The organism is Kineobactrum sediminis (genome assembly GCF_002868715.1).
Classification (GTDB): domain Bacteria; phylum Pseudomonadota; class Gammaproteobacteria; order Pseudomonadales; family Halieaceae; genus Kineobactrum; species Kineobactrum sediminis.
In genome coordinates, this window is record NZ_PKLZ01000012.1 from 44,616 (window position 1) to 69,261 (window position 24,646).

The 24,646-nt window shown below is 61.9% G+C and carries 19 protein-coding genes; 3 read left to right on the plus strand and 16 right to left on the minus strand.

What is annotated here, in order from left to right:
- Nucleotides 1-11: 11 nt before the first annotated feature.
- The 14 genes from CWI75_RS14940 to CWI75_RS15005 all read right to left on the minus strand — a co-directional run bounded on the left by CWI75_RS14940 (nucleotide 12) and on the right by CWI75_RS15005 (nucleotide 18,132).
- Nucleotides 12-1,916 (minus strand): XrtA/PEP-CTERM system amidotransferase, encoded by a 1,905-nt coding sequence (locus CWI75_RS14940; RefSeq protein ID WP_101522329.1) that lies wholly within the window; start codon nucleotides 1,914-1,916, stop codon nucleotides 12-14.
- A 2-nt stretch (nucleotides 1,917-1,918) separates the two neighbouring features.
- Complete coding sequence (locus CWI75_RS14945) at nucleotides 1,919-3,163, minus strand: TIGR03088 family PEP-CTERM/XrtA system glycosyltransferase (RefSeq protein WP_101522330.1); 1,245 nt, start codon at nucleotides 3,161-3,163, stop codon at nucleotides 1,919-1,921.
- Nucleotides 3,164-3,165: 2 nt separating this feature from the next.
- Nucleotides 3,166-4,740, minus strand: a complete 1,575-nt coding sequence (xrtA, locus tag CWI75_RS14950) for an exosortase A (protein WP_162300104.1) — start codon at nucleotides 4,738-4,740, stop codon at nucleotides 3,166-3,168.
- Nucleotides 4,718-6,082 (minus strand): TIGR03087 family PEP-CTERM/XrtA system glycosyltransferase, encoded by a 1,365-nt coding sequence (locus CWI75_RS14955; RefSeq protein WP_101522332.1) that lies wholly within the window; start codon nucleotides 6,080-6,082, stop codon nucleotides 4,718-4,720. Before CWI75_RS14955 ends, xrtA begins: the two co-directional genes overlap by 23 nt.
- Before the next feature lie 5 nt (nucleotides 6,083-6,087).
- On the minus strand, nucleotides 6,088-7,119 hold the full coding sequence (locus tag CWI75_RS14960; protein WP_101522333.1) for a FemAB family XrtA/PEP-CTERM system-associated protein: 1,032 nt from the start codon (nucleotides 7,117-7,119) through the stop codon (nucleotides 6,088-6,090).
- Nucleotides 7,116-8,072: an XrtA system polysaccharide deacetylase gene (locus tag CWI75_RS14965; RefSeq protein ID WP_241521248.1), complete on the minus strand. Its 957-nt coding sequence runs from the start codon at nucleotides 8,070-8,072 to the stop codon at nucleotides 7,116-7,118. Before CWI75_RS14965 ends, CWI75_RS14960 begins: the two co-directional genes overlap by 4 nt.
- Nucleotides 8,069-9,223, minus strand: coding sequence for a non-hydrolyzing UDP-N-acetylglucosamine 2-epimerase (gene wecB / locus CWI75_RS14970; protein WP_338152709.1), 1,155 nt, complete (start codon nucleotides 9,221-9,223; stop codon nucleotides 8,069-8,071). The genes CWI75_RS14965 and wecB overlap by 4 nt, the downstream gene beginning before the upstream one ends.
- A 9-nt stretch (nucleotides 9,224-9,232) precedes the next feature.
- Nucleotides 9,233-10,756: a TIGR03016 family PEP-CTERM system-associated outer membrane protein gene (locus CWI75_RS14975; protein ID WP_101522334.1), complete on the minus strand. Its 1,524-nt coding sequence runs from the start codon at nucleotides 10,754-10,756 to the stop codon at nucleotides 9,233-9,235.
- Entirely contained in the window at nucleotides 10,753-11,745 is a 993-nt protein-coding gene (locus CWI75_RS14980) for an XrtA-associated tyrosine autokinase (protein ID WP_101522335.1), read from the minus strand. Before CWI75_RS14980 ends, CWI75_RS14975 begins: the two co-directional genes overlap by 4 nt.
- Before the next feature lie 64 nt (nucleotides 11,746-11,809).
- Nucleotides 11,810-13,351, minus strand: coding sequence for an XrtA system polysaccharide chain length determinant (locus CWI75_RS14985; RefSeq protein WP_101522336.1), 1,542 nt, complete (start codon nucleotides 13,349-13,351; stop codon nucleotides 11,810-11,812).
- A gap of 39 nt (nucleotides 13,352-13,390) precedes the next feature.
- Complete coding sequence (locus tag CWI75_RS14990; protein ID WP_241521249.1) at nucleotides 13,391-14,029, minus strand: XrtA/PEP-CTERM system exopolysaccharide export protein; 639 nt, start codon at nucleotides 14,027-14,029, stop codon at nucleotides 13,391-13,393.
- 130 nt (nucleotides 14,030-14,159) lie between these two features.
- Entirely contained in the window at nucleotides 14,160-15,671 is a 1,512-nt protein-coding gene (locus tag CWI75_RS14995) for an AAA family ATPase (RefSeq protein ID WP_101522337.1), read from the minus strand.
- Nucleotides 15,672-15,780: 109 nt separating this feature from the next.
- A complete protein-coding gene (locus CWI75_RS15000; protein ID WP_101522338.1) occupies nucleotides 15,781-17,094 on the minus strand; it encodes a nucleotide sugar dehydrogenase in 1,314 nt (437 codons plus the stop codon).
- 6 nt (nucleotides 17,095-17,100) lie between these two features.
- Nucleotides 17,101-18,132, minus strand: a complete 1,032-nt coding sequence (locus CWI75_RS15005) for an SDR family oxidoreductase (protein ID WP_241521250.1) — start codon at nucleotides 18,130-18,132, stop codon at nucleotides 17,101-17,103.
- A 191-nt stretch (nucleotides 18,133-18,323) separates the two neighbouring features.
- Here CWI75_RS15005 and prsK point away from each other — a divergent pair, with 191 nt between their 5' ends.
- The 3 genes from prsK to CWI75_RS15020 all read left to right on the plus strand — a co-directional run bounded on the left by prsK (nucleotide 18,324) and on the right by CWI75_RS15020 (nucleotide 23,109).
- Nucleotides 18,324-20,414, plus strand: a complete 2,091-nt coding sequence (gene prsK, locus CWI75_RS15010) for an XrtA/PEP-CTERM system histidine kinase PrsK (RefSeq protein WP_101522340.1) — start codon at nucleotides 18,324-18,326, stop codon at nucleotides 20,412-20,414.
- A 14-nt stretch (nucleotides 20,415-20,428) separates the two neighbouring features.
- Nucleotides 20,429-21,781, plus strand: a complete 1,353-nt coding sequence (gene prsR / locus CWI75_RS15015; protein ID WP_101522341.1) for a PEP-CTERM-box response regulator transcription factor — start codon at nucleotides 20,429-20,431, stop codon at nucleotides 21,779-21,781.
- Between the two features lie 113 nt (nucleotides 21,782-21,894).
- Nucleotides 21,895-23,109 (plus strand): VanZ family protein, encoded by a 1,215-nt coding sequence (locus CWI75_RS15020; RefSeq protein WP_101522342.1) that lies wholly within the window; start codon nucleotides 21,895-21,897, stop codon nucleotides 23,107-23,109.
- A gap of 117 nt (nucleotides 23,110-23,226) precedes the next feature.
- Here CWI75_RS15020 and CWI75_RS15025 read toward each other — a convergent pair whose 3' ends face one another.
- On the minus strand, nucleotides 23,227-23,742 hold the full coding sequence (locus CWI75_RS15025) for a low molecular weight protein-tyrosine-phosphatase (protein WP_101522343.1): 516 nt from the start codon (nucleotides 23,740-23,742) through the stop codon (nucleotides 23,227-23,229).
- Nucleotides 23,743-23,775: 33 nt separating this feature from the next.
- Nucleotides 23,776-24,552 (minus strand): S1 family peptidase, encoded by a 777-nt coding sequence (locus tag CWI75_RS15030; RefSeq protein ID WP_206604749.1) that lies wholly within the window; start codon nucleotides 24,550-24,552, stop codon nucleotides 23,776-23,778.
- Nucleotides 24,553-24,646: the final 94 nt, after the last annotated feature.

Consider the following 24,646-nt stretch of genomic DNA (forward strand, 5'->3'; position numbering starts at 1 on the left):
GGTGGTTACCGTTACCCGCCCACAACAAACTGGTCATCGCGCACCGTGGCCTGGAACATCAGCAGTGACCACAGGGGCGCGCTGTGGTCGCGCACGCCGGACTGGTGCTCGTCCACCAGCCGCTCCAGGTAGCCTTGGTTGAACAGGCCGGTGGCAGCCAGGCCGCTTTCCAGCAGGTCGCGGCGCAAGCGGGCTTTCAGTGGGCCGCGAAACCATTTGGCTAAAGGTACCCCAAAGCCCATCTTGTCGCGATACAGCACGTCGTGGGGCAGATGCGATTCCAGGGACTTCTTCAGCAGGTACTTGCCCTCCTGGCCACGCAGTTTCATATTGGTGGGCAGGCCGGACACCCACTCGGTAAAGGGGTGGTCCAGGAACGGTACCCGCACTTCCAGGGCGTGGGCCATGCTGGCGCGATCCACCTTGGTGAGGATGTCACCCACCAGGTAGGTTTTCATGTCCAGGTACTGGATGAGTGACAGGGGATCATCCGTGGGGCTGTTGGCAGCGTGTTCATCGAACACGCTGTGTACCGAATAGCCCTGCAGCTCGCGCTTGAGGCTGTCGCTGAACATGGCGGCGCGCTGTTCGTCACTGCAGATGGATACGGAGTGCAGATAGGCCTGCACCGAGTTGCGGGCCAGCGCCTGGAAGGTGGTTTTGGCCCGGAATACCCGCGGTGCCCAGTCGGCCTTGGGATACAGGCGGCCCAGGGCACCAAACACCGGCTGGCGCAGGCCCAGGGGCAGCGCCGAGCGCAGCCGCTCTTCGTTCATGTGCCAGCGGTAGCGGCGGTAACCGGCAAAGTGTTCGTCACCGCCGTCACCGGAAAGCGCCACCGTTACCCGCTGTTTGGCCAGCTGGCATACCCGGTAGGTGGGAATCGCGGAGCTGTCTGCATAGGGTTCGTCGTAGAGCGCGGCCAGCTGGTCCAGCAGGTCAAAGTCGTCGCTGCTCACCGTTTCTTCAAAATGGTTGGTGTGGTAGCGCTGGGCCACCTTGGCGGCGTACTCGGTTTCATTGAACTGCTTGACATCAAAACCGATGGCGCAGGTGTTTACCGATTCTGTTTGCAGCTCGGCCATCATCGCCACCACCGCGCTGGAATCCACCCCGCCGGACAAAAACGCACCCAGGGGCACTTCCGCCATCATACGCACCTGCACTGCCTCGCGCAGGCGGGCCACCAGCTCATCCTGCAGGCTTTCGGGGCTGGCCACCGCCACTGGGGTGAAGGGAATATCCCAGTATTGCTGCTGTGCCGGCACCGGCTGGCCGCGCTTGAACAACATACTGTGCCCGGGGCGCATCTTGTAGACATCCCGGTATATCGTTTTGGGTTCCGGCACGTAACCCAGGGCAAAGTAGTCTTCCACCGCCCGCGGCTCCAGCTGCCGGGGCAGTGCCGGGTGGGCCTTGAGTACCTTCAGCTCCGAGCCGAACAGCAGCTGCCCGCTGGGCAGGATGGAGTAGAACAGCGGCTTGATGCCAAACCGGTCCCGGGCCAGAAACAGGCTTTCGCTGCGGCTGTCATACAGGGCAAAGGCGAACATGCCGCGGAAGTGATCCACACAGCGCTCGCCCCACTGCTGCCAGGCATAGAGGATCACCTCGGTATCGCAGTGGGTGCGGAATACATGGCCCAGCTCGGTAAGCTCCCGGGCCAGTTCGCGGAAGTTGTAGATTTCGCCGTTGTACACCACACACAGGGTATTGTCGGCGCTGAACATGGGCTGTTGGCCGGCGGCCAGATCAATAATCGACAGGCGCCGGTGGGCCAGGCCAACACCGGCGGCAATGTGCAGGCCGCCTTCATCCGGCCCCCGGTGAAACTGGGACTGGTTCATGGCATGGAGCAATTCGCGGTCTGGCTCGCGCAGTTGCTCAAGATCAAATATTCCGGCGATACCGCACATAATCAGGCCTTGCTGGTGTTCGGTGAAAAGCTGTTCCCGGGGCGCTGCAGCAACTCATCATACACCTGTAAATAATTTGCCACCGTGCGCTCCCAGTCAAAATCCGTTTGTACTCTCTGAAGAGCTGCCCTGCCCATGCGCTCGCACAGAACCGGGTTATCCACCAGCGTTTGAATGGCGGCAGCCAGGGCCGCCACATCACCTACTGGCACCAGTTGCCCGGTAACACCTTCCTGTACCAGTTCCGGGTTGCCGCCCACATTGGTGGCAATCACTGGCAAGCCGGTCGCCATGGCTTCAAGCACGGTATTGGAGATGCCCTCCCCCAGTGACGGCAATACAAATATATCCATGGCCGCCAGCAGCGCGGGAATATCATCCCGGTCACCCGCCAGCCAGACGCAACCCGCCAGGCCTTCGCGAACAATGCCCTGCTCCAGCGCCAGGCGCTCCGGCCCGTCGCCCACGAGTATAGCGCGGAGCCTGCCGCGCTCCTCTGGCCGGGTTGCGAAAATGTGGCCCAGTGCACGAATTAGCAGCTGTTGGTCCTTTACCGCGGCCAAACGGCCCACGGTGCCCACTACCCGGGCGCCCTGTGCCGATAAAAAACCGACCGGCATGGCGTCAATAGCCCGACTCAAGTTATTGCTTGTGTTGCTGTTTTCGCCGCTGCTTGCCTGCGGATTTGCAAAGCGCGAGATGAAGCGCGCATGATCCACACCGTTGTAGATGTGGCGAACCCGCGCTGCAGGTACTTTTACCGTGGCCACCAGCCACTGGGCGAGGTCATCACTCACCGCAATAAAACGGTGGATGAGCGGCTGCAGCCCCCGTCTCAGCATCCGGTATTTGCGGTTACTGCCGTCCAAGTCATTAACGTCGCGGCCGTGTTCGCCGTGCACCCGTTTGCAGCCGGGCAGGAACAGGCCCAGGGCCTGGGTTTCCAGCGCTGCCAGGTTGCGGGTGTGCACAATGGCCGGGCGCAATTGGCGCAGGGTGCGCCATAGGCGCCAGTACATACGAAGGTCATGCCCCGGGTTTTTATGCAGTTCAATAATTTCAACATCGGCTGCGGTAATACGCCCGGCAAAGCTCTCCGCCCGGGTGAGACAGATAATGGCGTGGCGGTAACGCCCCGGCGGGCTGCGGTTGATGATGTTGACCAGCCCGTTCTCCAGCCCGCCGGTGCCCAGGGCATAAATGATGTGGGCGACCAGGGGCGGCTGTGTAGAACCCGTATCGGGCATGGCTAGGGGCCAACCTGTGGCTGGCGCTGGTCAAGAACCTGTTCAATGGCGGGCAGATGCAGGCCCAGGAACTGTTGCAGGCGCTGCCGGGCGGCTTCCGGGTTGTCATCCACCGGGGTTGCCAGGAACAACCGCGCACCTTCGCTGCGACCTGAGACCAGTTGCTGCCTGGATTGCAGGAGCTTTACCACATAGGCGTTGCTGGTGTGCTGGCCATCCACCCGGAACCAGGCCCATACCAGCAAACGCTGCCGCCCGGAGGTAACCGTGGCCTCACGAACAATGGTTTCGCCGCCCTCACCCAATCCAACCGCTGGGGCATGTCGGTTTATGACCCGCCAGGCATCGGTATCGGCCAGCCAGGGTTCGCCCCGCTGCACCAGCTCCTCGCCCGCGGTTTGCTGGAGATACTGGCGCAGCAGCAGGGCCACGGGCTGGCCGTTACTGTAATAATGTTCAATCTGGCGGTCCGCACCCTGCTGGTTCGGCTGCCAGTCCCACCCCGGGTTAATGGATTCCTGCCAGCCTGTGGCGGGCGGCGGTATTTGTAGATCGGCCAGGTTCCCGACACTGGTATTGCGCTCCAGCGCCAGTGCCAGCGTGGGGCCGAGCCCTGTGGCCACCAGCACCAGAATCAGTATTGCCGCACTCCGTCGGGTGTCGGGCGCGGGGCCGGTGACCTTATGGTTGATTGCAGTCTCCACCGGGCGCTCGGCCTCCTGCCAGAAACCGCCTATCCAGAACAGCAACAGCATCACCACCCCGAAGAACACCCAGCCGTAAATCAGGTGGTCAACCCCCACCGCCAGCTCCATGCCGCTGAGGTGGCCTATCATCACAATGCCGTAGGCGCGCAGGCTGTTGGCGACAATGGGCACCAGAATGGCGGCCAAAACGAAGGCCGCCCGGCGCCACAAGCTCTGGTAGCTCAGGTAGGCATATACGAGGCCCAGGGTGAAGGAGGCAATGAGATAGCGCACACCGCTGCAGGCTTCCACTACGGACCAGTAGCCCGTGGGCAGGGTCAGGTACATGCCCTCGCGGAATACGGGGATACCGGTGGCCCGCACCAGGAATTCGGTGGAGTCTGCGGTTATCAGCATTAACGGGCCGATCAGGTCCTCGCCCATGGGCACCGCCATGAACAAGAAGCCGAGCGGAAACGCAATGCGCCGGGCAAGCGCGGTGCCCAGGATCGCCCAGATGCCGGTCACCAGAATACCGACAAAGGCGAGTTGCTGCACCACGTTCACATCGACCATGTAGGCGAGTGACCACACCAGGCCACCGCCCGCGGTTAACGACAGCACCCAGGGCTGGGGCCGGGCCACCGCGCCGGTGAGGTCATCGCGACGGCGCCATATCAGCCACAGGCTGATGGGTACGATCAGGAAACCGTGGGTGAAGGTTTCGCTCGCGAGCCAGACACCCACCATACTACTCACGGTATCGTAGAACAGCGCCACCGCCAGCAGGCTGTACAGTGCCACCACCACGGCCAGGCTGCGGCCCGCCAGCAGGCCATCGCTGGCACCCGTATTCAGCGGCTGTTGCTCAGCCAGGGTTGCTTGTTGCATCGCTGTGGCTTCCCGTGTCTTCGTGGTGTGCGGTGTGTGTTTTGGCGTAATAAGGCACCGCGTTATCCTCCCCGAGTAAAAATACCACCTCGGGCAGGTTCTCATCCCAGTTAAAGCCCTGCTGCACACAGCGCCGGGCGCGCTCGCCCAGGCCCGTGTGCGCACCGGCCAACAACTCATCCAGCTGGCGCTGGTAATCGGCCACGGTTTCCGCCAACAGCACATGCTCGCCATGGCGGGCGGCAATACCCTCCAGCCCGCGCTGGCTTACCAGCACCGGGCAGGCCATGGCCATGCCCTCCAGCACCTTGTTCTGCACCCCGCGGGCCACCCGCATGGGGGCCACCACGGCAAAGGCGTGGCGCAGGTAGGGCCGCACATCCGGCACCCGCCCGGTCACCAATACCCCTTCCATGTTGGCCAGTTGCTGCACGGCCCGGGGCGGGTTACCACCCACAATCGCCAGCAGCACGTTCGGGTGGCTGGCGCGCAGGGCGGGCAGCACTTCCCGGGCGAACCAGGTGACGGCATCAATATTGGGCCAGTAGTCCATGGCCCCGGTAAACACCAGGGGCAGGCTGTTCTCGGGAAAGGGGCTGGCTATCGGCTGGCCTGCTTCCGGCGCGGCATCACAGGCGGGATCAAAGTAGTCGCAGTTAACGCCATTATTGTAAAAGCCGATTTTGTGGGCGGTGGCCGGGGACAGCTGGTGGAACAGCTCGGCCTCTGCCGAGGATACAAACAGCCCGGCATCAAATTGCTGCGCCAGCACCTGCTCCAGTTGCAGCAGGCAGCGCGCCTCGCGCCGGTACACCCAGCTCATGGGCGGGCGTTTCTGCGCCGCATACTGCTGCCATTTGTCGGAGTCCACATCGACAAAATCTATCACCTTGCGGGTTAACTGCTCGCCACCCCGGGGTAAAAACTGGGCCATGGCCGAGGAGTACACAATGGCGTGGCGAATGCCGTGTTCCGCCACTGCCTGTTCAACCCAGCGCTGCAGGGGTTTGTCTGCATAATAGGGTACGGAAAGCGCCTGCCCGGTGAGCAGCCCGCGCAGGCTGCGCAGGGTGGCGCGCCAGGACACCAGTGGCCGCAGGTACACCTCGCGGCAGAGCTTTTCCAGCTCCGGGGCCCAGGGCCAGTCTTCCGGGTCATCCACGAAGCTGGCCAGGTAAATGTCAAAGTGCTTGCTGAGGTGATGCAGCAGGTGGAACGCGCGGATTTTATCGCCCTTGTTGGGCGGGTAGGGTATGCGGTGGCAGAGGAACAGCAGCGGCGGCCTGGGCTGCGGCTGCTGGTCGCCGGCGTGACTGCCGCTGGATGCTGCCGCGTTGGTCATGGCCCTTAACCCAGGCTGCGGGCAACAGGCGGGCCCAGCAGGTTGGCCAGCGGCAGCGGCAGGCGCCGCCAGGTATCCACCAGCAGGCGGTATTTGGGATTGCTGGGGTTTACGTCCGGCACCGCAGTCGCCTTTACCAGGAAGTACTCATAGGGCAGCGGCTGCGGCTCAAAGCCCCAGTTCTTCTTGAAATCAAACGGCCCGGTGTCGCGTTTGCTGCGGCCAAAATCAAAGCTGGTGATGCCCTCTTCGGCACTGCGCCGCAACAGGTCCCAGTACATGAAATGGTTGCAGCCCTTGATGTGCCGCGCCCGGGCGATGCTGCCGCCGTAGTAGGGCAGCACTTCACCGCGGAAGTAGAAGCTCATCACCCCGGCCACGTCTTCATCGCCTTCGCGGATCATTAGTACCCGGCAATCGGTGCCGAATTCCTCGCGCAGGATCTCCAGGTAGCGACGGCTGAACACCGGGGTGCCCAGGTTGCGCACGCTCTCGGCGTACACCCGGTACAGGCGGTTGGTGCCCGCCACTTCCTCACCTTCCAGGCCGCTGTTGATGCCCTTGCGGATCATGGCCCGCTGGCGGTTGGGAATGGCCTTGAGGTTGGCGTCGTTGTCTGCGGTGATCGGCTTGCGAAAGGTGTAGTAGAGGTCCTTGGTGGGCCAGCCGCTACCGGAATCCTGCGTATTGCGCAGCTCCAGCGCATCAACCCCCAGGGCCTGTGCACGTTCGCAGGCGGCTGCGCGCAGCGCACCGGCCGCGGCCTCGGAGTTCGCGGCAATGCCGCCGTACACACAAAATGGCAGGCTGGACAGCTTGTAGCCAAACAGGCGGCTGCGCACCTCGGCCAGGGGCAGCACACCCACAATCTCACCCGCCTGTTCCGCCAGCAGGAAGTGGCCGCGGTGGCCAAAGGCCCGCTGCAGTACCCGCTGCCAGGCGAAGCGGTGGCAAAAGCCGGCCTGGGGGCTGGCCAGCACAAAGGCGTCCCAGGCGGCTTCATCCTCGGGGCGGCACAGGCGCACGGTCAGGCTCATGGGCGGGCCTCCCCGGGCTGGAGCCCGTCAGCTGTAGCGCGGACCTTATTACCACCGTCCTGGGCGTGTAGCTCGGCGTTGGCACTGATCACCGGCGCGAACACCCGGTCCATACGGTCCCAGCGAAAATCCCCCAGTAGCTTGACCAGGCGCCCTTCCATGCGGCCCAGGTTGAGGTAGTGGCGGAAGCGGGTTTTGGCGCCCACCCCGGTTGGTCGTGGCTGGTTGGGGTCAATTTCCCAGGGGTGAAAGTAGAACAGGCCGCTTTCACCCTCTCGGCGATTGATCTGTTGCAGTGCCCAGCGCGAGAACGCATAGGGGAACAGGCGAAACCAGCCGCCGCCGCCACAGTTGATATTGCGCCCGGCCAGGGTCAGGGTGGTGACCGGGATCTCGGTGAGGCGACCACCGGCGGCGGCAAAGGCAAAGCGCGGCGCCTCGGGCATGCCGTAGAGGTCATGCCTGATGGGAGCGATACTGGAGCTGTAGGCGTAGCCGGCATCCGCCAGCACATCCAGGGCCCACAGGTTGCCGGCGCCAATGGAGTAGCTGGCGGCGCGGTAACCGGCAACCGGCACGCCGCCGATATCCTCCAGCAGTGCCTTGGTGCGGGTAACGTCCTCGCGGAAATCCTCGGGCTGCTGGGTATTCACCCGGATGTGCTCCCAGCCGTGGCTGGCGAGTTCGTGGCCGGCGGCCACAATACGCCGCACCATGGCCGGGTGGCGCTGGGCCACCCAGCCCAGGGTGAAGAAGGTGGCCTTTACATCGCGTTCGTCAAACAGGGCCAGGATGCGCTCCACATTGGCCTCTACCCGCATGGGAGTGGTTTCCCAGCTGGCGCGCGACACATGCCGTTCAAAGGCAGACACCTGGAAGTAATCCTCCACGTCCACCGTCATGGCGTTCACCATGGCCGCCTGCGCGTCCGGGTGTGTGCCAGGAGATGTCATGCAGCCTGCCCCGCCGCGGCGTTGGCAGCACACCACCGGGCGATGACCGCGACAATGCGTTCCGCCGCGGCGCCGTCCCACAGTTCGGGCTGGCGCCCGGCCTTGCCGCCGCCGTTGGCGATGTCGGCAAAGGCCGCGCGGATGGCCGCGGGATCGGTACCGACAATCGTGTTGGTGCCCTGGGCCACGGTAATGGGCCGCTCAGTGCTTTCGCGCAGGGTAATGCAGGGCACACCCAGGGCGGTGGTTTCTTCCTGGATGCCGCCGGAATCCGTCAGCACCAGGCGCGCGTCGCGCATCAGGCCCAGCATTTCCAGGTAACCCTGGGGCGGCAGGGTCAGGATATTACCGGAAGCCAGCAGGCCATCCAGCCCGGCGGCGGTAATACAGCCACGGGTGCGCGGGTGCACCGGGAACACCAGCGGGGTGTGCTGACTCAATTCCACCAGCACCTCCAGCAGGCGCGCCAGTACCGCCGGGTCATCCACGTTGGAGGGCCGGTGCAGGGTGAGCAGGCCGTAACCTTCGGCGAACCCGGCGTTGGCACCCGCCGCCGCAAGGGTCTGCCGCGGCGGTGTGGCCGAGGCCAGGTTGTACAGCAGGGTGTCTATCATCACGTTGCCGGCGAAGTGAATTTTCTCCGGGGCGATGCCCTCGCGGTGCAGGTTATCCGCGGCGCTGGCTTCGGTGGTGAACAACAGGTCGGACAGCTGGTCGGTGAGGATACGGTTGATCTCCTCGGGCATGCTGCGGTCACCGCTGCGCAGGCCGGCTTCCACGTGCACCACCGGTATCTGTTTTTTCACCGCCACCAGGGCGCAGGCAATGGTGGAGTTCACATCGCCCACCACCAGCACCGCGCTGGGCTTGCGCTCATCCAGCACCGGCTCGAACAGTTGCATGATCTGTGCGGTTTGCACCGCGTGGCTGCCGGAGCCCACGCCCAGGTCCACATCCGGTTCGGGGATATGCAGCTGCTCGAAAAATGAGTGTTTCATGGCGGCGTCATAGTGCTGGCCGGTGTGCAGCAGGCTGGCAGTAATACCGCTACCGGGTGCATTGAAGGCGCGCATGATGGGGGCTATTTTCATGAAATTGGGCCGTGCGCCCACGACGCAGAGAATATGCGGAGGCGAGTTTTGATGCACCACAGGAGGCTCCTAGAAACCGAATCGAACGCTGAAGGTTATCCGGTTCTCGTTGTAGTTGTTAAACGCAAAATCGGAATCACGGGTAACGTACTGGTAGGCCACGTTAACCGAGGTGTCGTTGCCGATGCGCCGGGTAAAGCCAAAGCCCCCACGCCAGGTTTTGGCGTTCTGGCCAAAGCTGCCCACCGCGGGGCCCTGGCCCTCGTTCTCACTCCAGCCCAGGCGAAAATCGGCGGACAGCTTGCTGGATAACGTGCGAGTGGCGGTGAAATTGACGCTGCGGAAAGTGGCTTCGCTGAGGTCCTCGGTGCGTTCCTGGCGGGAGTCACTGCCGGACAGGGTGAAGTTGGTGCGGCGGCCGGTGAAGCGGTAACTCAGGGTGAGGCGCTCGTCCAGCACCGGGGTATCACCGATGAAGGTCTGCAGCCCGTCACCGGTAAGGGGATCACCGGGCAAGTCACCAAAACCGGGGCCGAAAGGATCATCGGGGTCGGTAAAGTCACTGTCCGCGCCGCGCAGATTGCGCGGGAAACTGATGGTACGGGTATAACTGGCGGTCAACAGGCTGCGCTTGTGGCGGTAGCTGATGTCCAGCCGTGGGGTGCTGCCAAAAAAGCGCTCGCCGGTACCCGCGGCAACCTCAACCCGGCTGTTGGGTGTCCAGCGTATACCCGCATCCCAGAAGGAGCCGTCAATATCGTCGCGCACGCTGGTGAATTCATTCCACTCTTCACCCACCAGGCCGTTGACCTGCCAGCTGCTGGTAAGCTGCAGGCCCAGGCGAAATTCAGCGGATGACAGTTCGTTATCAAAGGCCGGCCTGAGGTCGGAGCTGTCGTAGCTTATCCTGCTGTAGCGACCGCCGATGCCGGCTGAAATGCGGCCGGTATCGGGCAGGGTATCCAGGTCAAACTGCACCCGGTCTTCACTGCTGTCGCCAAACAGGCCCACGTTGTTGAACTGTTCATTGTAGTTGTAACGCAGGCGCAGTAGCGCGGCCCGGGCGATACGCCGCTGCAGTAGAGCGCCAACACCATAGTCGTAAAGAATACTGGTGTTTTCGCGGCCGTTGATGCTGTCTTCGCCACCGGGGGCGAAGGGGTTGATCGGGTTGCGCCGGGCCGAGGCATCCGCCTCCAGCTGCAACCAGTCCTGGATCAATTCGTAATCCGCATTGAAGCGCAGGCTGGGCACCACGGACTCGCGGTTGGTTAACTGGCCGCCCTGGCCGGTAGCGCAGTCCAGGTTGCTTTCACCCAGGGAGTTGACCTCCGCCGCCGCCTGCAGGGACACATTGCCGCGAGCGCCTGTGCCCTGCAAGGATATATCCGGCCGGGCGGTGGCTACCGCCTTGCCTTCCTCGTCCGTGGGGGCCAGGCAGATATTGTCGGAATAGTAACCGCCCAGGCTAATGCCGGCTTCGGTTTCCCACTCGGCGGCCGACGTGCCCTGGGCCAACAGCGCGCTGCCCAACAGGGCGGCATGGAGGGTGACGTGGAGGGTGGTATGGACAGTACCTTTATATTTACTCACGGATTTTGTGCTCTCCCTGCCGCCTGGTCTGCCAGGTCTGCGGCCTGGGCTCGTTCGCCCTCACCGCCGCCATAGCCGTAGCCATATCCATAGCCGTACCCACCAAACCCATAGCTCTTGCCGAACAGGCCGATACGGCGGCGGGAGGCCCGGTTCAACACCATGCCCACCATCTTGTCCTGGCCGATGCGCTCCAGTGCTTCCTGTACCGCATGCTGGGGAGTAAAATCGGCCCCGGCCACAAACACGACCTGGCCCATGAAGCTGGCCAGTACACCCGCCTCATTGGTAAGCAGCAGGGGCGGTGAATCGAACACGATCACCCGGTCGTGGTAGCGGGCGGAAAGTTCCAGCATGAGCTGGTGCATGCTTTCACTGGCCAGTAACTCGGTAGCGTGGGCGTCTGGCGTACCGGCAGCCAATACCCGCAGCTTGGGCATACTGGTGTGCAGGATCACGTCCTGTAGGGCAATATGCTCATCCCGCAACACATCGATAAGCCCGGGGGTGCCAGCGGGGATCCCCAACTGGTGACCCGCGGTGGCCTTCAGCACATCCGCGTCCACATACAACACGGTCTTGTCCTGCTCCATGGCGATGCTCATGGCCAGGTTGAGGGAAGTAAAGGTCTTGCCGTCGCCCTGGAGCGCGCTGGTGACCATGATCAGGTTGGCGTTCTTGATCGGTGTGGGTGTTTGCCCACTTATGTTTTTCAGCAACGGCCGCTTGATGGCGCGAAATTCTTCCGCAATGACACTACGCGGCACAGTCGGGGTCAGGAAACCCTGGCTGTGCAGGACATCAAATGGAATGTCGATTTTAAGGCCGCCCGCCCCCCCAGCCATGGCGCCTGCTGTGGGTCCAGCCGGCCCGGTCGCTGTTGCCGGGGCCGGACTGCCGGCGCGCTCGATGGTGTCTTCCGTCGCTTCCGGCTCGGCAGCTGCCGACTCGCTCTGCAGGCGGCCGAGGGCTTTTTCTATGGTACTCATTGGCGGCTCTCCAGTGGCGGTGGCTGACGTGTGATTATCGGCATAAGATAGAACTCCGGCATCGTCAGGCAATCAGCCCGGGTACAGTGAGCACCCCGGCAAAGACCAGCAGCAGGACGCCCCCGCAAGCTACAAATGTGGCCAGTTGCCAGCGGCTGCGACGCTTGTCTTCACTGCTCTGGTTCCAGGTAACGGTCCCCAGCAGCGGCAGGCCGGTGGCGTGGGACAACATGCGCGCATCAGTCACTATCGGGTGCAGCAGGGCCAGCAGCAAAGCAAAACCGATGCCACCGCCCAGGGCCATCACCAGTACGCCGGCATTGAGCAGGGATTTGTTCGGCTCGCTGGGCTTGCGCGGCACAAAGGGCGGGTCGATCACCCGGAAGCTGACGTCGCCGGCGGAACTCTCGACATCCCCGGACAGCCGCGCTGACTCACGCCGCTCCAGCAGCTGCTGGTGCTGGGTTGAAATAACACCATAATCGCGATCCAGCTGCTTCAGCTGTGCCTCGACCTCGGGAATCTGGTTTACCATAGTCCCCAGCTCGTCCACGCGCCGCTGGTATTCGGCCACCCGCACCTGCAACTCCGCTGCCTGGGCCTCGGTTTGCGCCAGCATACTGCGCATGCCCTGGTATACCGGGCTGCTGGCCAGGCCGCTGAAGCGGGCACTGCCGGGCTCTTCCCGCAAACGCTCATACTCCGCGTCGCGCTCGGCTTCCAGCTCGGCTATCAGGTTGGTCAATCGCACCACTTCAGGATGTTTGGCGGTATAGCGCGACAACAGCTCGTCCATTTGCAGGCGCATGGCCTGGATACGAGCGGCTACCGCCGAATCCGCGCCACCGGCTGAACCACTGCCGATAAAGACCGGGTCTTCACCTGCAATCTGCCGCTCGAGTTCACGACGCCGGTTCTGTACTTCACGCAACTGCAGCTCAGCCTGCTCCAGATTGGACTTGGCGAGTTGCAGGCCACTGTAATAGTCGCCACGCTCGCCCGGCAATATATCCACATTCTGCTGCTTGAACACCGCCAGCCGGGTTTCGGCCGCGATCAGCCGCTGCTCGGTTTCGGCGATTTGTTGCTCGAGGAATGTCTTGGCGCCGGAACTGTCCAGGCGCTTGTCATTCATCGAGGTTTCAATAAAAACAGTAATCAGCGCCTGGGCAACACGTCGTGCCGTTTCGCGGTCGCGGTCTGTTACCGAAATGGAATACAGTGAGGCATTGCCGCGCTCGCCCATCAGCGAAATGGAGTTCTCCAGGCGCTTTACCAGGGCTTCCTGCTGTATCTCGGTGGTGGCCTGCACATCCAGGTCGGTCATCCGCGCCAGCTTTTCCAGATTGGGGCGGCTGAGCAGGGTACGGCTTAACATGGAGATGCGCTGGTCGATATTGGGGTTGATGGTAAGGCCCCGCATAAGCGGTCGCAGTACCGAGTTGGTGTCAACATAGACCCGGGCACTGGCGACATAGGATTCCGGCATTTGCGCCACATAGGCCCAGCCCGTCAGGGCGATCACCCAGGCGATACCCAGCGCCACCCAACGATGACGCCAGACACCAAGTGCATAACTGATAAAAAGCGCGAATGCTTCCTGCATGGGTATCTACCTTGCCAGCCTGAGAATACGTACCGAGCCCTAGAACCAGGACTCGGAGATGATGACGATGTCGCCGGGCTTGAGCGCCATGTTGGCGGAAATATCGCCCTTCTTCAGCAGGTCATCCAGGCGCAGGCCGAAGGACTGCTGCTGGCCACTGTGGCTGCGCACCAGTACCGACTGGTTACCGGCGGCGAACTCGGTCATGCCGCCCACGGCTATCATCAGGTCCAGCAGGGTCATGTGCTGGCTGTAGGGAAGGCTCGACGGCGTGGCGGCTTCACCGACCACCCGTACCTGTTGTTCCGGTACGCCGACAAAACCATTGACGATAACGCTGACCACCGGCTGGCGCACATATTCACCGTAGGACTTCTCGATGTCGCGAGCCAGTTCGGTAGAGGTTTTGCCACTGGCCTGGAGGTCTTCCACCAGGCGAGTAGTAAACTTGCCATCCGGGCGCACAATGCCGGTGGTGCTGAGTTCCTGGTTACCCCACACAAAAATTTCCATGGTGTCGCCGGGGCCAATCACATAATTGTAATCAGGCTCGTCAAAGCGCTCCCCGGAAGGCAGGGAGGGCTGCGAACCACAGGCACTCAGGGTAAACGCTACCAGCATGGCAAGTGGCAGGGCCACCAGGCTGCGCAAACGATCCAGTTGAAAGTGTTTGTTCATTTTTTTGCTCCTGTTGGGTCACCGGCGACCCGGGTTTGTTCTTGAATAGCACCCATTAAAACCATAAAACACTGCGAAGGTAACGCAGTGTAACCCTACAGTGTGAAATCAATCACAACCAGCCCTGCAATTATTGAGTAAAAAAAGCCAGGCTGAAACCATTGGCGCCCCAGATCACCAGCGCCACGGAGGCGCCAAACACCGCTAAAATCATCCAGGAATCCGTAAAACTTCGCCGCCCGCGAGACTTATCGAAAGTGGTATCGGGAGCGGCATCAACTGCCCTGGTCGCGGGCGCCACACGCGGCGAACCATTGCGAGTGTGCTGCGCCGGGGCCGGCCTGGAATGGTTTGCAGGTTCGGGCGCAGGGCTTCGGGATGTGGGTGTAGCACCTGCCTCGGCATCGGCGGGCCGGGCTTTGCGGGATTTGCCCGGCGCGGCTTGTGGCCGAGTGGGGGCATCCTGTGGTTGCGCCATCGCGGCACCCGCTGTCTCGATTATTATTTCTTCGGCAGCCTCTTCATCGCTGTCATCTTCACCGGCAGCGTAACCATTGGTATCAAATCCCGGCGGCGTAAAATCATCCGCGTGCAAGGCCCCGGCGCCGGCGGCCCCATTCGCCACGACTTTAAGGCGCTGACGTTGCTGGGTGCGCGGGTTGGGTTTTTGCGGTGTCACGGGCGGCGCGGGCGTTCTGGCCGGAGGTTGTGCGACGGCCGGTTCGGCAGACGCCGCCGGGGCCGAATCATTACCGGTGCCGTGATCAGTGTCCGGATTGGGCACATCATCAACGGCAAAGTCCGCCGCGGCAAAGCTGGCGCCCGCGGCCAGGCTCTCGCCCTGGAGTTCCCGCACCACTTCCTGCACATCGGCAACGCCTATCCGGTGGCGCTCTTCAACGGCGCAGTGCAACAACAGGCGGCTACAAATGAGATTGATCCTGCGGGGAATACCCTCGCTGAACTTGTACACCAGCGGAAACACCGCCTGGCTTATGGCGGGGTCACCGCGCCAGCCCACCACTTCCAGCCGGTGCATGATGTAAGCCTGGGTTTCCTCCATCGCCAGGGCCTGCATGTGGCTGGCCGCGACGATGCGCTGGTGCACCTGTTCCAGGGCGGGGCTTAATACCAGTTCCCGCAACTCCGGCTGGCCGAGCAGGAAAATCTGTAGCAGGGGTTTGCCGCTCACCTGGATATTGGTTAACAGGCGCAGCTCTTCCATGGCCGACACCGACAGATCCTGTGCTTCATCCACAATCAGCAGCGCCCGGCGACCATCCCGGTGCCAGGACCTGAACTGCTGGGTAAGCCGCTGCAGCAGTTCGCCCTTCTCCACCACATTCACCGAAACACCGAACTCGTAGGCCACCATCTTCAGCAGGTCATCCGCCTGCAACTGGGTGCAGACCAGGTGGGCAACGCTGACATCCTTGCCGGCAAGGTCATCGACCAGGGCGCCGATGAGAGTGGTTTTGCCGGTCCCGGGGCGACCCGTGATCATCACGAAGCCCTCCGCCCGGTTGAAGGCGTAGCTCATGTACGCGCGGGCCTTGTTAAAGCCCTTGTGCGCGTAGGCGAAGGCGTGGTCCGGGCTTAGCCGGAACGGCTCTGACTTGAAATGGTAGAACTGGTCGTACATGGCGACTCGTCACTATTTCAGTGTATTGACGTTATAACAACTAATATTGCAGTTAAAGCGTGCCGGTAGCAAGCGCGCATTGGGCCAGATGTGAACCGGGTCACGCGGCTTACAAACGCCACAACGCCACACCCTGAGCGTGCGCCTCGCTGCGATTGAGCACGCCCTTGATGTCCATCACCACGCCGTTTGGCGCCAGCAACGGTGTAACCAGGCCAATGCCCTTCGCCAGGTATTCTTCATGCGGCACCGCCAGTACCACGGCATGCGCCGGTGCCAGCTCGTCCCAGGGGCAGAGGCTGACGCCGTATTCCGCTTCCGCTTCCGCAGATGACGCCTGGGGGTCGTGCACGGTCACCTCGCAACAATAATCCTGTAGTTCGCGAATAATATCCTCCACCCGGGAGTTGCGCAGGTCCGGGCAATTTTCCTTGAAGGTCAGGCCCAGCACCGTAATCCTTGCTCCCGCCACCGGGTGGCCGCGACTCACCAGCTGTTTTACGGTCTGTTCCGCAATGAATTTCCCCATGCCGTCGTTGGTCTGGCGGCCGCCGAGTACCACCTGGGGGTGATAGCCCACGCTCTCGGCCTTGTAGGTAAGATAGTACGGATCCACGCCAATGCAATGGCCGCCCACCAGCCCCGGCCGAAAAGGCAGGAAATTCCACTTGGTGCCCGCCGCCTCCAGTACATCGAGGGTGTCTATACCCAGTTTGTTGAAGATCAGCGCGAGCTCGTTCATCAGCGCGATATTCAGGTCGCGCTGGGTGTTTTCGATCACCTTGGCGGCCTCGGCCACCTTCACGCTGGCGGCGCGATGCACGCCCGCGGTGACCACACTTTCGTACAATTGCGCCACGCGCTCCAGGGTTTCCGGAGTGTCGCCGGATACCACCTTGACGATGGTTTCCAGACGGTGAACCTTGTCACCCGGGTTGATGCGCTCGGGAGAATAGCCGATATAAAAACCTTCTTCCGCGGCCACGCTGGCACCCTCGCGCCCCGCCCACTGCAAGCCGGAACCCGCCTCCAGCAGCGGCACGCACACTTCCTCGGTACAGCCCGGGTACACGGTGGACTCAAAGATCACCACAGTACCGGGGCGCATATGCCGGCTGACAGTGCGCGAGGCACCCTCCAGCGGACTGAGGTCCGGGCGGTGGGCCTGGTCAATGGGCGTGGGCACCACCACAATAATGATGGAGGCTTCCGCGAGCCGTGCCGGGTCACTGGTCAATTCCAGCTGGCTGGCATCCGCCAGGGCCTGGGGGCTCACTTCACCGCTGGGGTCATGACCCCGGCGGTAGTGCTCCAGCTTCTGCTCATTGAGGTCAAAACCGATGGTGCGCCGCCGGCCACCAAATGCTACCGCCAGTGGCAGGCCAACATAGCCCAGGCCAACAATCGCTATTGTTTCATGCATCTTTTATTACTCTTGTCTGGGGGATTGGGCGACAAACCAGTCGGCGGTGCGGGCAAGCCCCGCGGCAACATCAAAGGCAGGGGTATAACCCAGGAGGTTCGCGGCCTTGCTGATATCCGCCTGGGAGTGGCGCACATCACCTTCGCGAAACGGCTGGTAAAGCGGCTCTGCGTTGGCGATAGCGGGGCGCTGCTCGCGCAGCAGGTCGCGGATGTAGTAGAACAATTCGTTGAGCGTGGTACGACCACCGAAGGCCACATTGTAGACCTGGTTGGCGGCATCGGGGTGGGTGGCGGTGGCCGCCAGCAGGTTGGCCTGGACCACATTGTCGATGTAACAGAAGTCACGGGAGGTTTCCCCGTCACCGTTGATCTGGCATGGCCGGCCCTGCATCAGCTCGTCGAACCAGCGCGGGATAACGGCGGCGTAGGCGCCCTGCGGGTCCTGGCGCGGGCCGAATACATTGAAATAACGCAGGCCGATGGTTTCCATGCCGTAGGCGGTGGCAAAGACATCCGCATACAGTTCGTTTACATATTTGGTCACGGCATAGGGCGACAGCGGCTTGCCGATCTCGTCCTCCACCTTCGGCAGGCCGGGGTGGTCACCGTAGGTCGAGGAGGAAGCGGCGTAGACGAAGCGGCGAACCCTGGCGTCGCGAGCGGCCACCAGCATGTTAACAAAGCCGTCTATATTGGAGGCGTTGGTGAGCAGCGGGTCTTCCAGGGATCGGGGCACACTGCCCAGGGCAGCTTCGTGCAATACATAGTCCACCCCGGCTGTCGCGCGCCGGCAATCTTCCAGTGAACGGATGTCGCCCTCGATGAACTGCCAGTGGCCACCGTGGTTCACGGCCTTTGCCACTGCCTCCAGGTTGTGCTGGTAACCCGTGGAGAAATTATCCATGCCCACCACGCGCTGGCCAAGGCTGACCAGCGTCTGCGCCAGGTGAGAGCCGATAAAGCCCGCCGCTCCGGTTACCAGCCAGGTTGCCGGCGTGGCCTGTAATTTCTGCTCTGTTACCTGAAATGCATTCACGCGCAAATCCCGTTCCCTGTGATTGGGCCAGCAGGCGCCAGAATAACGCCTGCTCCTTGCTGTTTTGTGCGGTGGGTCTCGCTTGCACATGGCCAGCGTTTACACCACGAAGGCGGGAGTATAAGGTCTACTGGAATTTACAGCCACGCCAAAGCGTGATGCGGTGCACATCATGGCAACAGGATAACCACATGCCGGCCAGTATCGGGCTATTTACCCACCTTATCGCGAGCCTATGTTTTGCCGCTCTCGCCGGGCTGCTGTTAATACAGTGGCGGGTAAAGCCGCTGGGGCCCAGCCTGGTAATGGCCTGCGCTGCGAGCAGCCTGTGGGCTGCAACCGTCGGCCTGGGCACCCTGGCCGACTATCCACCCATCACCCTGATGTACATTACCGAGTTACTGCGCAATGCCGGCTGGCTGTTCTTTTTACTGCAGCTGCTGGGCCTGCAAAGTGACGGCAATGCCTGGAGTGTTCACGGCAAGACCTGGCGCCCGGTTTTTCTGCTGGTGCTGGCGGTCATCCTGGCGGTGCTGGTGATGCCGCTGCTGCAGCCCTTGCTGCCTGTTCGCGTGACCATAGGCTATGAGCTGATACTGGCGCTGTGGCTGGGCATGGCGCTGCTCGGCCTGCTGCTCATTGAACAATTGTTCCGCAATGCCGGTTCCGGTGAGCGCTGGTCACTCAAGTATCTGTGCCTGGGCCTGGGCGCGCTGTTTGTGTACGACTTCTTCATGTATTCCGAGGCCCTGCTGTTTCGCAAGCTGGACTCGGACCTGTGGCAGGCGCGGGGGCTGATCAATGCGGTGGCTACCCCCTGGCTGGCGATAGCCATGGCGCGCAACAGCAGCTGGAAGGTCAACCTGCAGCTGTCCCGGCAGGTGGTGTTTCACACCGTGACCCTGATGGGCGCGGGTATCTACCTGCTGGGCATGGCGGTTATCGGCTACTTTATCAAGTTCATGGGCGGTACCTGGGGCGGCGTACTGCAGCTGGGTTTCCTGGCCGCCGCCGCTGCGCTGTTGTTCAGCCTGCTATTCTCCGGCAAGTTCCGCGCCCTACTGCGGGTGCAGCTGAGCAAGCACTTTTTCAGCTATCGCTATGATTACCGCGAGGAGTGGCTCAAGTTTACCCAGGCGCTGGCGACACTCAATGATGATGTAGCCGAGGGGATTGTGCGAACCATGGCGCCGCTCGCCAGCAGCCATGCCGGCCTGCTGTGGGGTGGCCGCGAGGGGCGCAATTTGTGCCTGCTGGCCAACTGGCAGATGCCGGTGCCCGAGGGTTCTTCAGCGGAGGGACTGGGGATGCTGCCGGAGTGGCTGCAGCGCCGGGATTGGGTAGTGGACCTCAAGGAGTGGCACAGTACCCCGGACCTGTATGGCGATTTGCAGTTGCCGGAATGGCTGGTGCGGGACCAGCAATTGTGGCTGGTCATCCCGCTGCTGTTTCGCGATCGTGTGGAAGGGGTGGTGATGCTTCGGCAATCCGACCTGAAGGACAGTATCAACTGGGAAGACCGCGACCTGCTGAAAACCGCCGGGCGCCAGGCCGCCAGTCACCTGGCCCAGCATCTGGCCAGCCAGGCGCTGGTGGAGGCGCGCCAGTTTGACGCCTTCAACCGGTTATCCGCCTATGTGGTGCACGACCTGAAAAATATCCTGGCACAACAGTCACTGATTGTGTCCAATGCGGCCAAGCATCGCGATAACCCGGCGTTCATTGATGACATGATCAGCACCGTGGATAATTCAGTGACCCGGATGCAGCGGCTGATGGAGCAAATGCGCACCGGCCTGCGCAGCGCGGCGGCGGGAAGGGTTGAACTGGCACCCTTGTTACAGCGGGTGGTAAGCGGCCGCAGTGGTTCGCAACCTGCGCCGCACTATTTTGGGGGGGATTTTGACTGCGTGGCGGAAGCCGACAGCGAACGCCTGGCTACCGTGTTCAACCACCTGATCCAGAATGCCCAGGAGGCCACGCCCGCGGAGGGCACGGTCACGGTGCGGCTGAGCGGCAATGCGCATCAGGCCACGATTCACATCGAGGACAGTGGCCGGGGTATGGATGAGGCGTTCATCCGCGAGCGGCTGTTCCGGCCCTTTGAATCCACCAAGGGCCTGACCGGCATGGGCATCGGCGCGTTTGAAAGCCGCGAATATATCCGCCAGATTGGCGGCGACATCCAGGTAGAAAGCAATCCCGGGCACGGCAGCCTTTTCCGCGTGACCCTGCCGGTTGCCGGTGAACCCGAAGCGGATTCCGCTGCGGATATTCAATAACGGACGAGATTACAATGGCAAAAGCAACGCCCAAGCACCTGCTGGTGGTTGAAGATGATAAAGGCCTGCAAAGCCAGTTGCGCTGGGCCTTTGATGGTTACGAAGTGGCAATAGCCGGGGACCGGGCCGAGGCCATTGCCGCTCTGCGTCGCTTCCAGCCCGGGGTGGTATTGCTGGACCTGGGGCTGCCGCCGGACCCGGGTGGTGTTACCGAGGGCCTGGCGACTTTGCGGGAAATACTGTCGCTGGCGCCGGAGACCAAGGTTATTGTGGTGACCGGCGATAACGACCGTGCCAACGCGGTAAAGGCAATTGCCGGCGGCGCCTACGACTTTCACCAGAAGCCGGCGGAAGCGGAGCTGTTGTCACTGCTGGTTGACCGTGCGTATCACGTGTTCGAGCTGGAAATGGAAAACCGGCGCCTGCAGCGCGCCAGCGAAGACATGCCGCTGCGGGACATCATCGCTATCAGCCCGCAGATGCTGAAGGTGTGTCGCACGGTCGAGAAAATTGCGCCGACCGATATCACCACCCTGCTGCTGGGCGCCAGTGGTACCGGCAAGGAGCGTTTCGCTCGCGCCCTGCATGAGTTGAGCCCCCGGGCCAACCATAAAATGGTGGCCATTAATTGCGCTGCGATTCCTGCCAACTTGCTGGAGAGCGAACTGTTTGGTTATGAGAAAGGTGCCTTCACCGGCGCCAGCCAGCAAACCGCGGGGAAGATCGAATACGCGGACAAGGGCACCCTGTTCCTGGACGAAATTGGTGACCTGCCCCTGGAGCTGCAGGCCAAGTTGCTGCGCTTCCTGCAGGAGCGGGTGGTGGAGCGCATTGGCGGGCGCAAGGAAATCCCGGTTGATGTGCGCATCATCTGCGCCACTCACCAGAATCTTGAACAGCAGATAGCGGATGGTCGTTTTCGCGAGGACCTGTACTACCGGGTGAGCGAGATGACTATCAAGATACCGCCGCTCAAGGACCGCACCGGCGATGCCCAGGTACTGGCCAAGGCCTTCCTGGCGCGCTTTGCGGCGGAGCTGGGTGGCGGCACCAAAGCCTTTGACGACGGTGCGCTGGCCGCCATTGAAGCCTACGCCTGGCCCGGCAACGTGCGCGAACTGGAAAGCCGGGTAAAGCGTGCTGCCATCATGGCCGACGGTAGCCAGATCTCCGCCGATGACCTGGAGCTGGAAGCCGGTACCGAGGAGCGCCCCCTGAACCTGCGCCAGGTGCGCGATGCCGCGGAGCGCGACGCCGTCCTCCGCGCCCTCGGCTACGCCGGCGAAAGCATCTCCGAGGCCGCAATACTCCTCGGCGTCACCCGCCCCACCCTCTACACCATGCTCGAAAAATACGGCCTCAAGTAGATTGTGTTTGAAGGGATGGGGTCAGGTCTCGCATTGTTGCATTTGGCTGTGCAACTTGAAGGCTGGGGTCAGGTCTCGCATTGTTGCATGCGCCCGTTAAGGCGCATGCAACAATGCGAGACCTGACCCCACCTTTGATATCGCGCTGGCCATTGCTGGCGTATGTGCTGTTGCTGGTATATGGCACGTGGTTTCCGCTTAACGCCTGGGATTGGCCCCGTGGTGGGTTGGAGCCGTTCCTCGCCATGGACTGGCCGACCAGGATGTCACGGCCAGACACCATTCTAAACCTGCTGGTTTATGTACCCTTTGGTTTGCTGGTGATGCTACACCTGCGTTATCGGACATGGCTGCGGTTGCTGCTTGCGATACTTGCCGGAGCGAGCCTCTCAACTGTACTTGAGTTCGGCCAGACGTATCTGCCGGGGCGCGTAACATCGCTTGCAGACATATTGCTCAATACCTGCGGCAGTCTGGTAGGTGCACTGATTGCAGGTGCGGCTACCCGGCTGTCACTGGTCCAGAAGCTCTACAAGAACTCAGTTCGCGCATTACGCGACCCGGGCAAGGGACGGCTGGCATTACTCGCGCTGTCACTTTGGGCCTTGTCGCAATGGCTTCCCCTGGTGCCCTCTCTGGACATGGATAATCTTCGAGCCGGGCTGGCACCACTAAAAGCGCACCTGCTCGATCATGCTCCCTTCAATCACAATGGCTTTATCCGCTATTTTTTGATGTTATTCGGGGTTGCCACTGTCGCCCTGGCGGCGCTGCAACCCACATCACGCCATGCGCGGTTAATCGTGATTGCCATTATGCTGGTATTGGCTGGCAAGCTGATTATCGTTAGTCGAGTATTGGCGCCGGAAACGCTGATCGCGGGTATCTGTATCGTTCCGCCATTGTTGCTCTTGCGGCACCTGCCGGCACCCATGCTGCGGCTGCTGGCGTTCTGCGCATTGTTCGCATTCCATGTGCACGAATCACTACTGCCCGGAACTGCAGATGACGCCCTACGCCCAATAAACTGGATCCCGTTCCGGGGCCACATGGGCAGCATTAACGGGATATTGCATTTGCTGGAACTGGTCTGGTTATTTGTTGCGCTGGCCTATGTCACTTCTCCCGAATATCCGCTCAGGTGGCGCGGCAAAATGATCCGCGGCGGGCTATTGATGCTGCCGGTGATTGCCCTCGAGTGGTACCAGCAGTTTGTTCCCGGACGTTATCCCGACGTTACCGATATTATTGTAGCTGCCACCACCTGGTGGCTCGCCAGCGGCTGGCCAGGAGGAAGTAGGGAGCCGGGGTCAGGTCTCGCATTGTAGCATTGGGCTGTGCAACTTGAAGGCTGGGGTCAGGTCTCGCATTGTTGCATGCGCCCATCAAGGCGCATGCAACAATGCGAGACCTGACCCCAGCTCCTACCCCTGCACCACCAAATGCTACAATGCGAGACCTGACCCCCGTAATCTTTGTTGAAGATCCGGGACCAGGCCATCCAGCGCCCTATCAATCTGTGAGAAGACTTCGACAAAGCCCTCCAGGTGACCAAAGTAAGGGTCTGCAATGTCTGCTTCCGCCGTCTCCGCGGAAACGTATTCTCCCAGCAAGCGCACTGACTCGGGGACCGGCGCATCGCCCATGAGAACGGTGATGTCGGACAGGTGCCCACGGTCCATGACCAATACATAATCGCTGTTTGCCAGCATGTCCGGAACCAGTGGCGCCGCACGAATACGCCCCAGCGATACCCCCGCCTCACCGGCAACCTTCACCACCCTCGGGTCCGGGCGGCGGCCGCGCTGCCCCACCCGGGTGCCCGCGGAACGCACTTGCACCCTGCGACCCAGCCCCATGGCCCGCAAGCGGTGGCGCAACATGGCCTCTGCCAGTGGTGAGCGACAGACATTGGCGGTACACACAAAGAGCACTCGCAACTCGGGACGAAACCACATCATAAGCTGTCTATAAAAACTGCCCGTAACCAGGTTTCAAGGGCTTGCACGCGCCAGCAACTCCCGTACCCAAACCACGGGGATGACGTAGGTGATACCCGAGGGACGCTCCAGCACTGCCTCGCGAGACTCTTTCACGAATACACTGTTGACCACACCGAGCACCCGGCCAGTGTCCGGATGGTAGACCGGGCTACCACTGTTACCGGGATAGGCGATGGCATCCAGCTGCAATACGTTAAACGGATTGCGCATGCGTAGCATCTGCGCCGCGCTGAGATCGCGTGCGGCATCCGCGGTGCGGGCGACCGGAGTAATGGACGAGACCATACCGCGATGGGTTACCGGGTACAGGCCCAGCACAGCGCCAATCGGAAAGCCGGTAAAGGCCACCGGGTCACCCTCGCGGACATTTGTGGCATCGCTCAACTCCAGTGTCGGCAAGGGCCCTGAACTGATCCGTAACAAGGCGAGATCGTGCAGCACGTCCTGTGCCACGAGCGTCGCCGGGCGAACCACGGCATCATCCCCACGACCGGAAAATACCGCCAGCACCTGCTTGTTTTCAAGGTCCAGCAGTTCCGGCAACACATGGTAGTTGGTGACGATGTACTGCCCGTCGCCCACCGCAAAGCCGGTACCCAGCAACTGGTTGGGACGCTCCGCACCGATCGGCTGTCGCGGGGGATAACTGGTACCCACACCGACCACCGAAGGGCTAACCCGTTCTATAATATCGGCCAGTGATGCCGCCAACAGAGGCGGGCTGACCAAAAGCAGCAGCGCGGAGAACAACAGATGACGTACTTTCATTAACTGGCTCATAATGCCGTTTTCCATGACATGGGTCACATTCCGGGACCCGACGGTTGCAGCACAAACCTGCAGGGAGGACACTCCCGCCTCG

Bases quoted from the DNA above. Each gene is read 5' to 3' on its own strand.
- CWI75_RS14960 (WP_101522333.1), bottom strand. From the start codon at position 7,119: ATGAGCCTGACCGTGCGCCTGTGCCGCCCCGAGGATGAAGCCGCCTGG.
- CWI75_RS14980 (WP_101522335.1), bottom strand. From the start codon at position 11,745: ATGAGTACCATAGAAAAAGCCCTCGGCCGCCTGCAGAGCGAGTCGGCA.
- CWI75_RS15000 (WP_101522338.1), bottom strand. From the start codon at position 17,094: ATGCATGAAACAATAGCGATTGTTGGCCTGGGCTATGTTGGCCTGCCA.
- CWI75_RS14985 (WP_101522336.1), bottom strand. From the start codon at position 13,351: ATGCAGGAAGCATTCGCGCTTTTTATCAGTTATGCACTTGGTGTCTGG.
- CWI75_RS14955 (WP_101522332.1), bottom strand. From the start codon at position 6,082: ATGACCAACGCGGCAGCATCCAGCGGCAGTCACGCCGGCGACCAGCAG.
- CWI75_RS14945 (WP_101522330.1), bottom strand. From the start codon at position 3,163: ATGCCCGATACGGGTTCTACACAGCCGCCCCTGGTCGCCCACATCATT.
- CWI75_RS15020 (WP_101522342.1), top strand. From the start codon at position 21,895: ATGCGAGACCTGACCCCACCTTTGATATCGCGCTGGCCATTGCTGGCG.
- CWI75_RS14995 (WP_101522337.1), bottom strand. From the start codon at position 15,671: ATGTACGACCAGTTCTACCATTTCAAGTCAGAGCCGTTCCGGCTAAGC.
- xrtA (WP_162300104.1), bottom strand. From the start codon at position 4,740: ATGCAACAAGCAACCCTGGCTGAGCAACAGCCGCTGAATACGGGTGCC.
- CWI75_RS14990 (WP_241521249.1), bottom strand. From the start codon at position 14,029: ATGAACAAACACTTTCAACTGGATCGTTTGCGCAGCCTGGTGGCCCTG.
- prsK (WP_101522340.1), top strand. From the start codon at position 18,324: ATGCCGGCCAGTATCGGGCTATTTACCCACCTTATCGCGAGCCTATGT.
- CWI75_RS14940 (WP_101522329.1), bottom strand. From the start codon at position 1,916: ATGTGCGGTATCGCCGGAATATTTGATCTTGAGCAACTGCGCGAGCCA.
- CWI75_RS15025 (WP_101522343.1), bottom strand. From the start codon at position 23,742: ATGATGTGGTTTCGTCCCGAGTTGCGAGTGCTCTTTGTGTGTACCGCC.
- CWI75_RS15030 (WP_206604749.1), bottom strand. From the start codon at position 24,552: ATGAAAGTACGTCATCTGTTGTTCTCCGCGCTGCTGCTTTTGGTCAGC.
- prsR (WP_101522341.1), top strand. From the start codon at position 20,429: ATGGCAAAAGCAACGCCCAAGCACCTGCTGGTGGTTGAAGATGATAAA.
- CWI75_RS14965 (WP_241521248.1), bottom strand. From the start codon at position 8,072: ATGACATCTCCTGGCACACACCCGGACGCGCAGGCGGCCATGGTGAAC.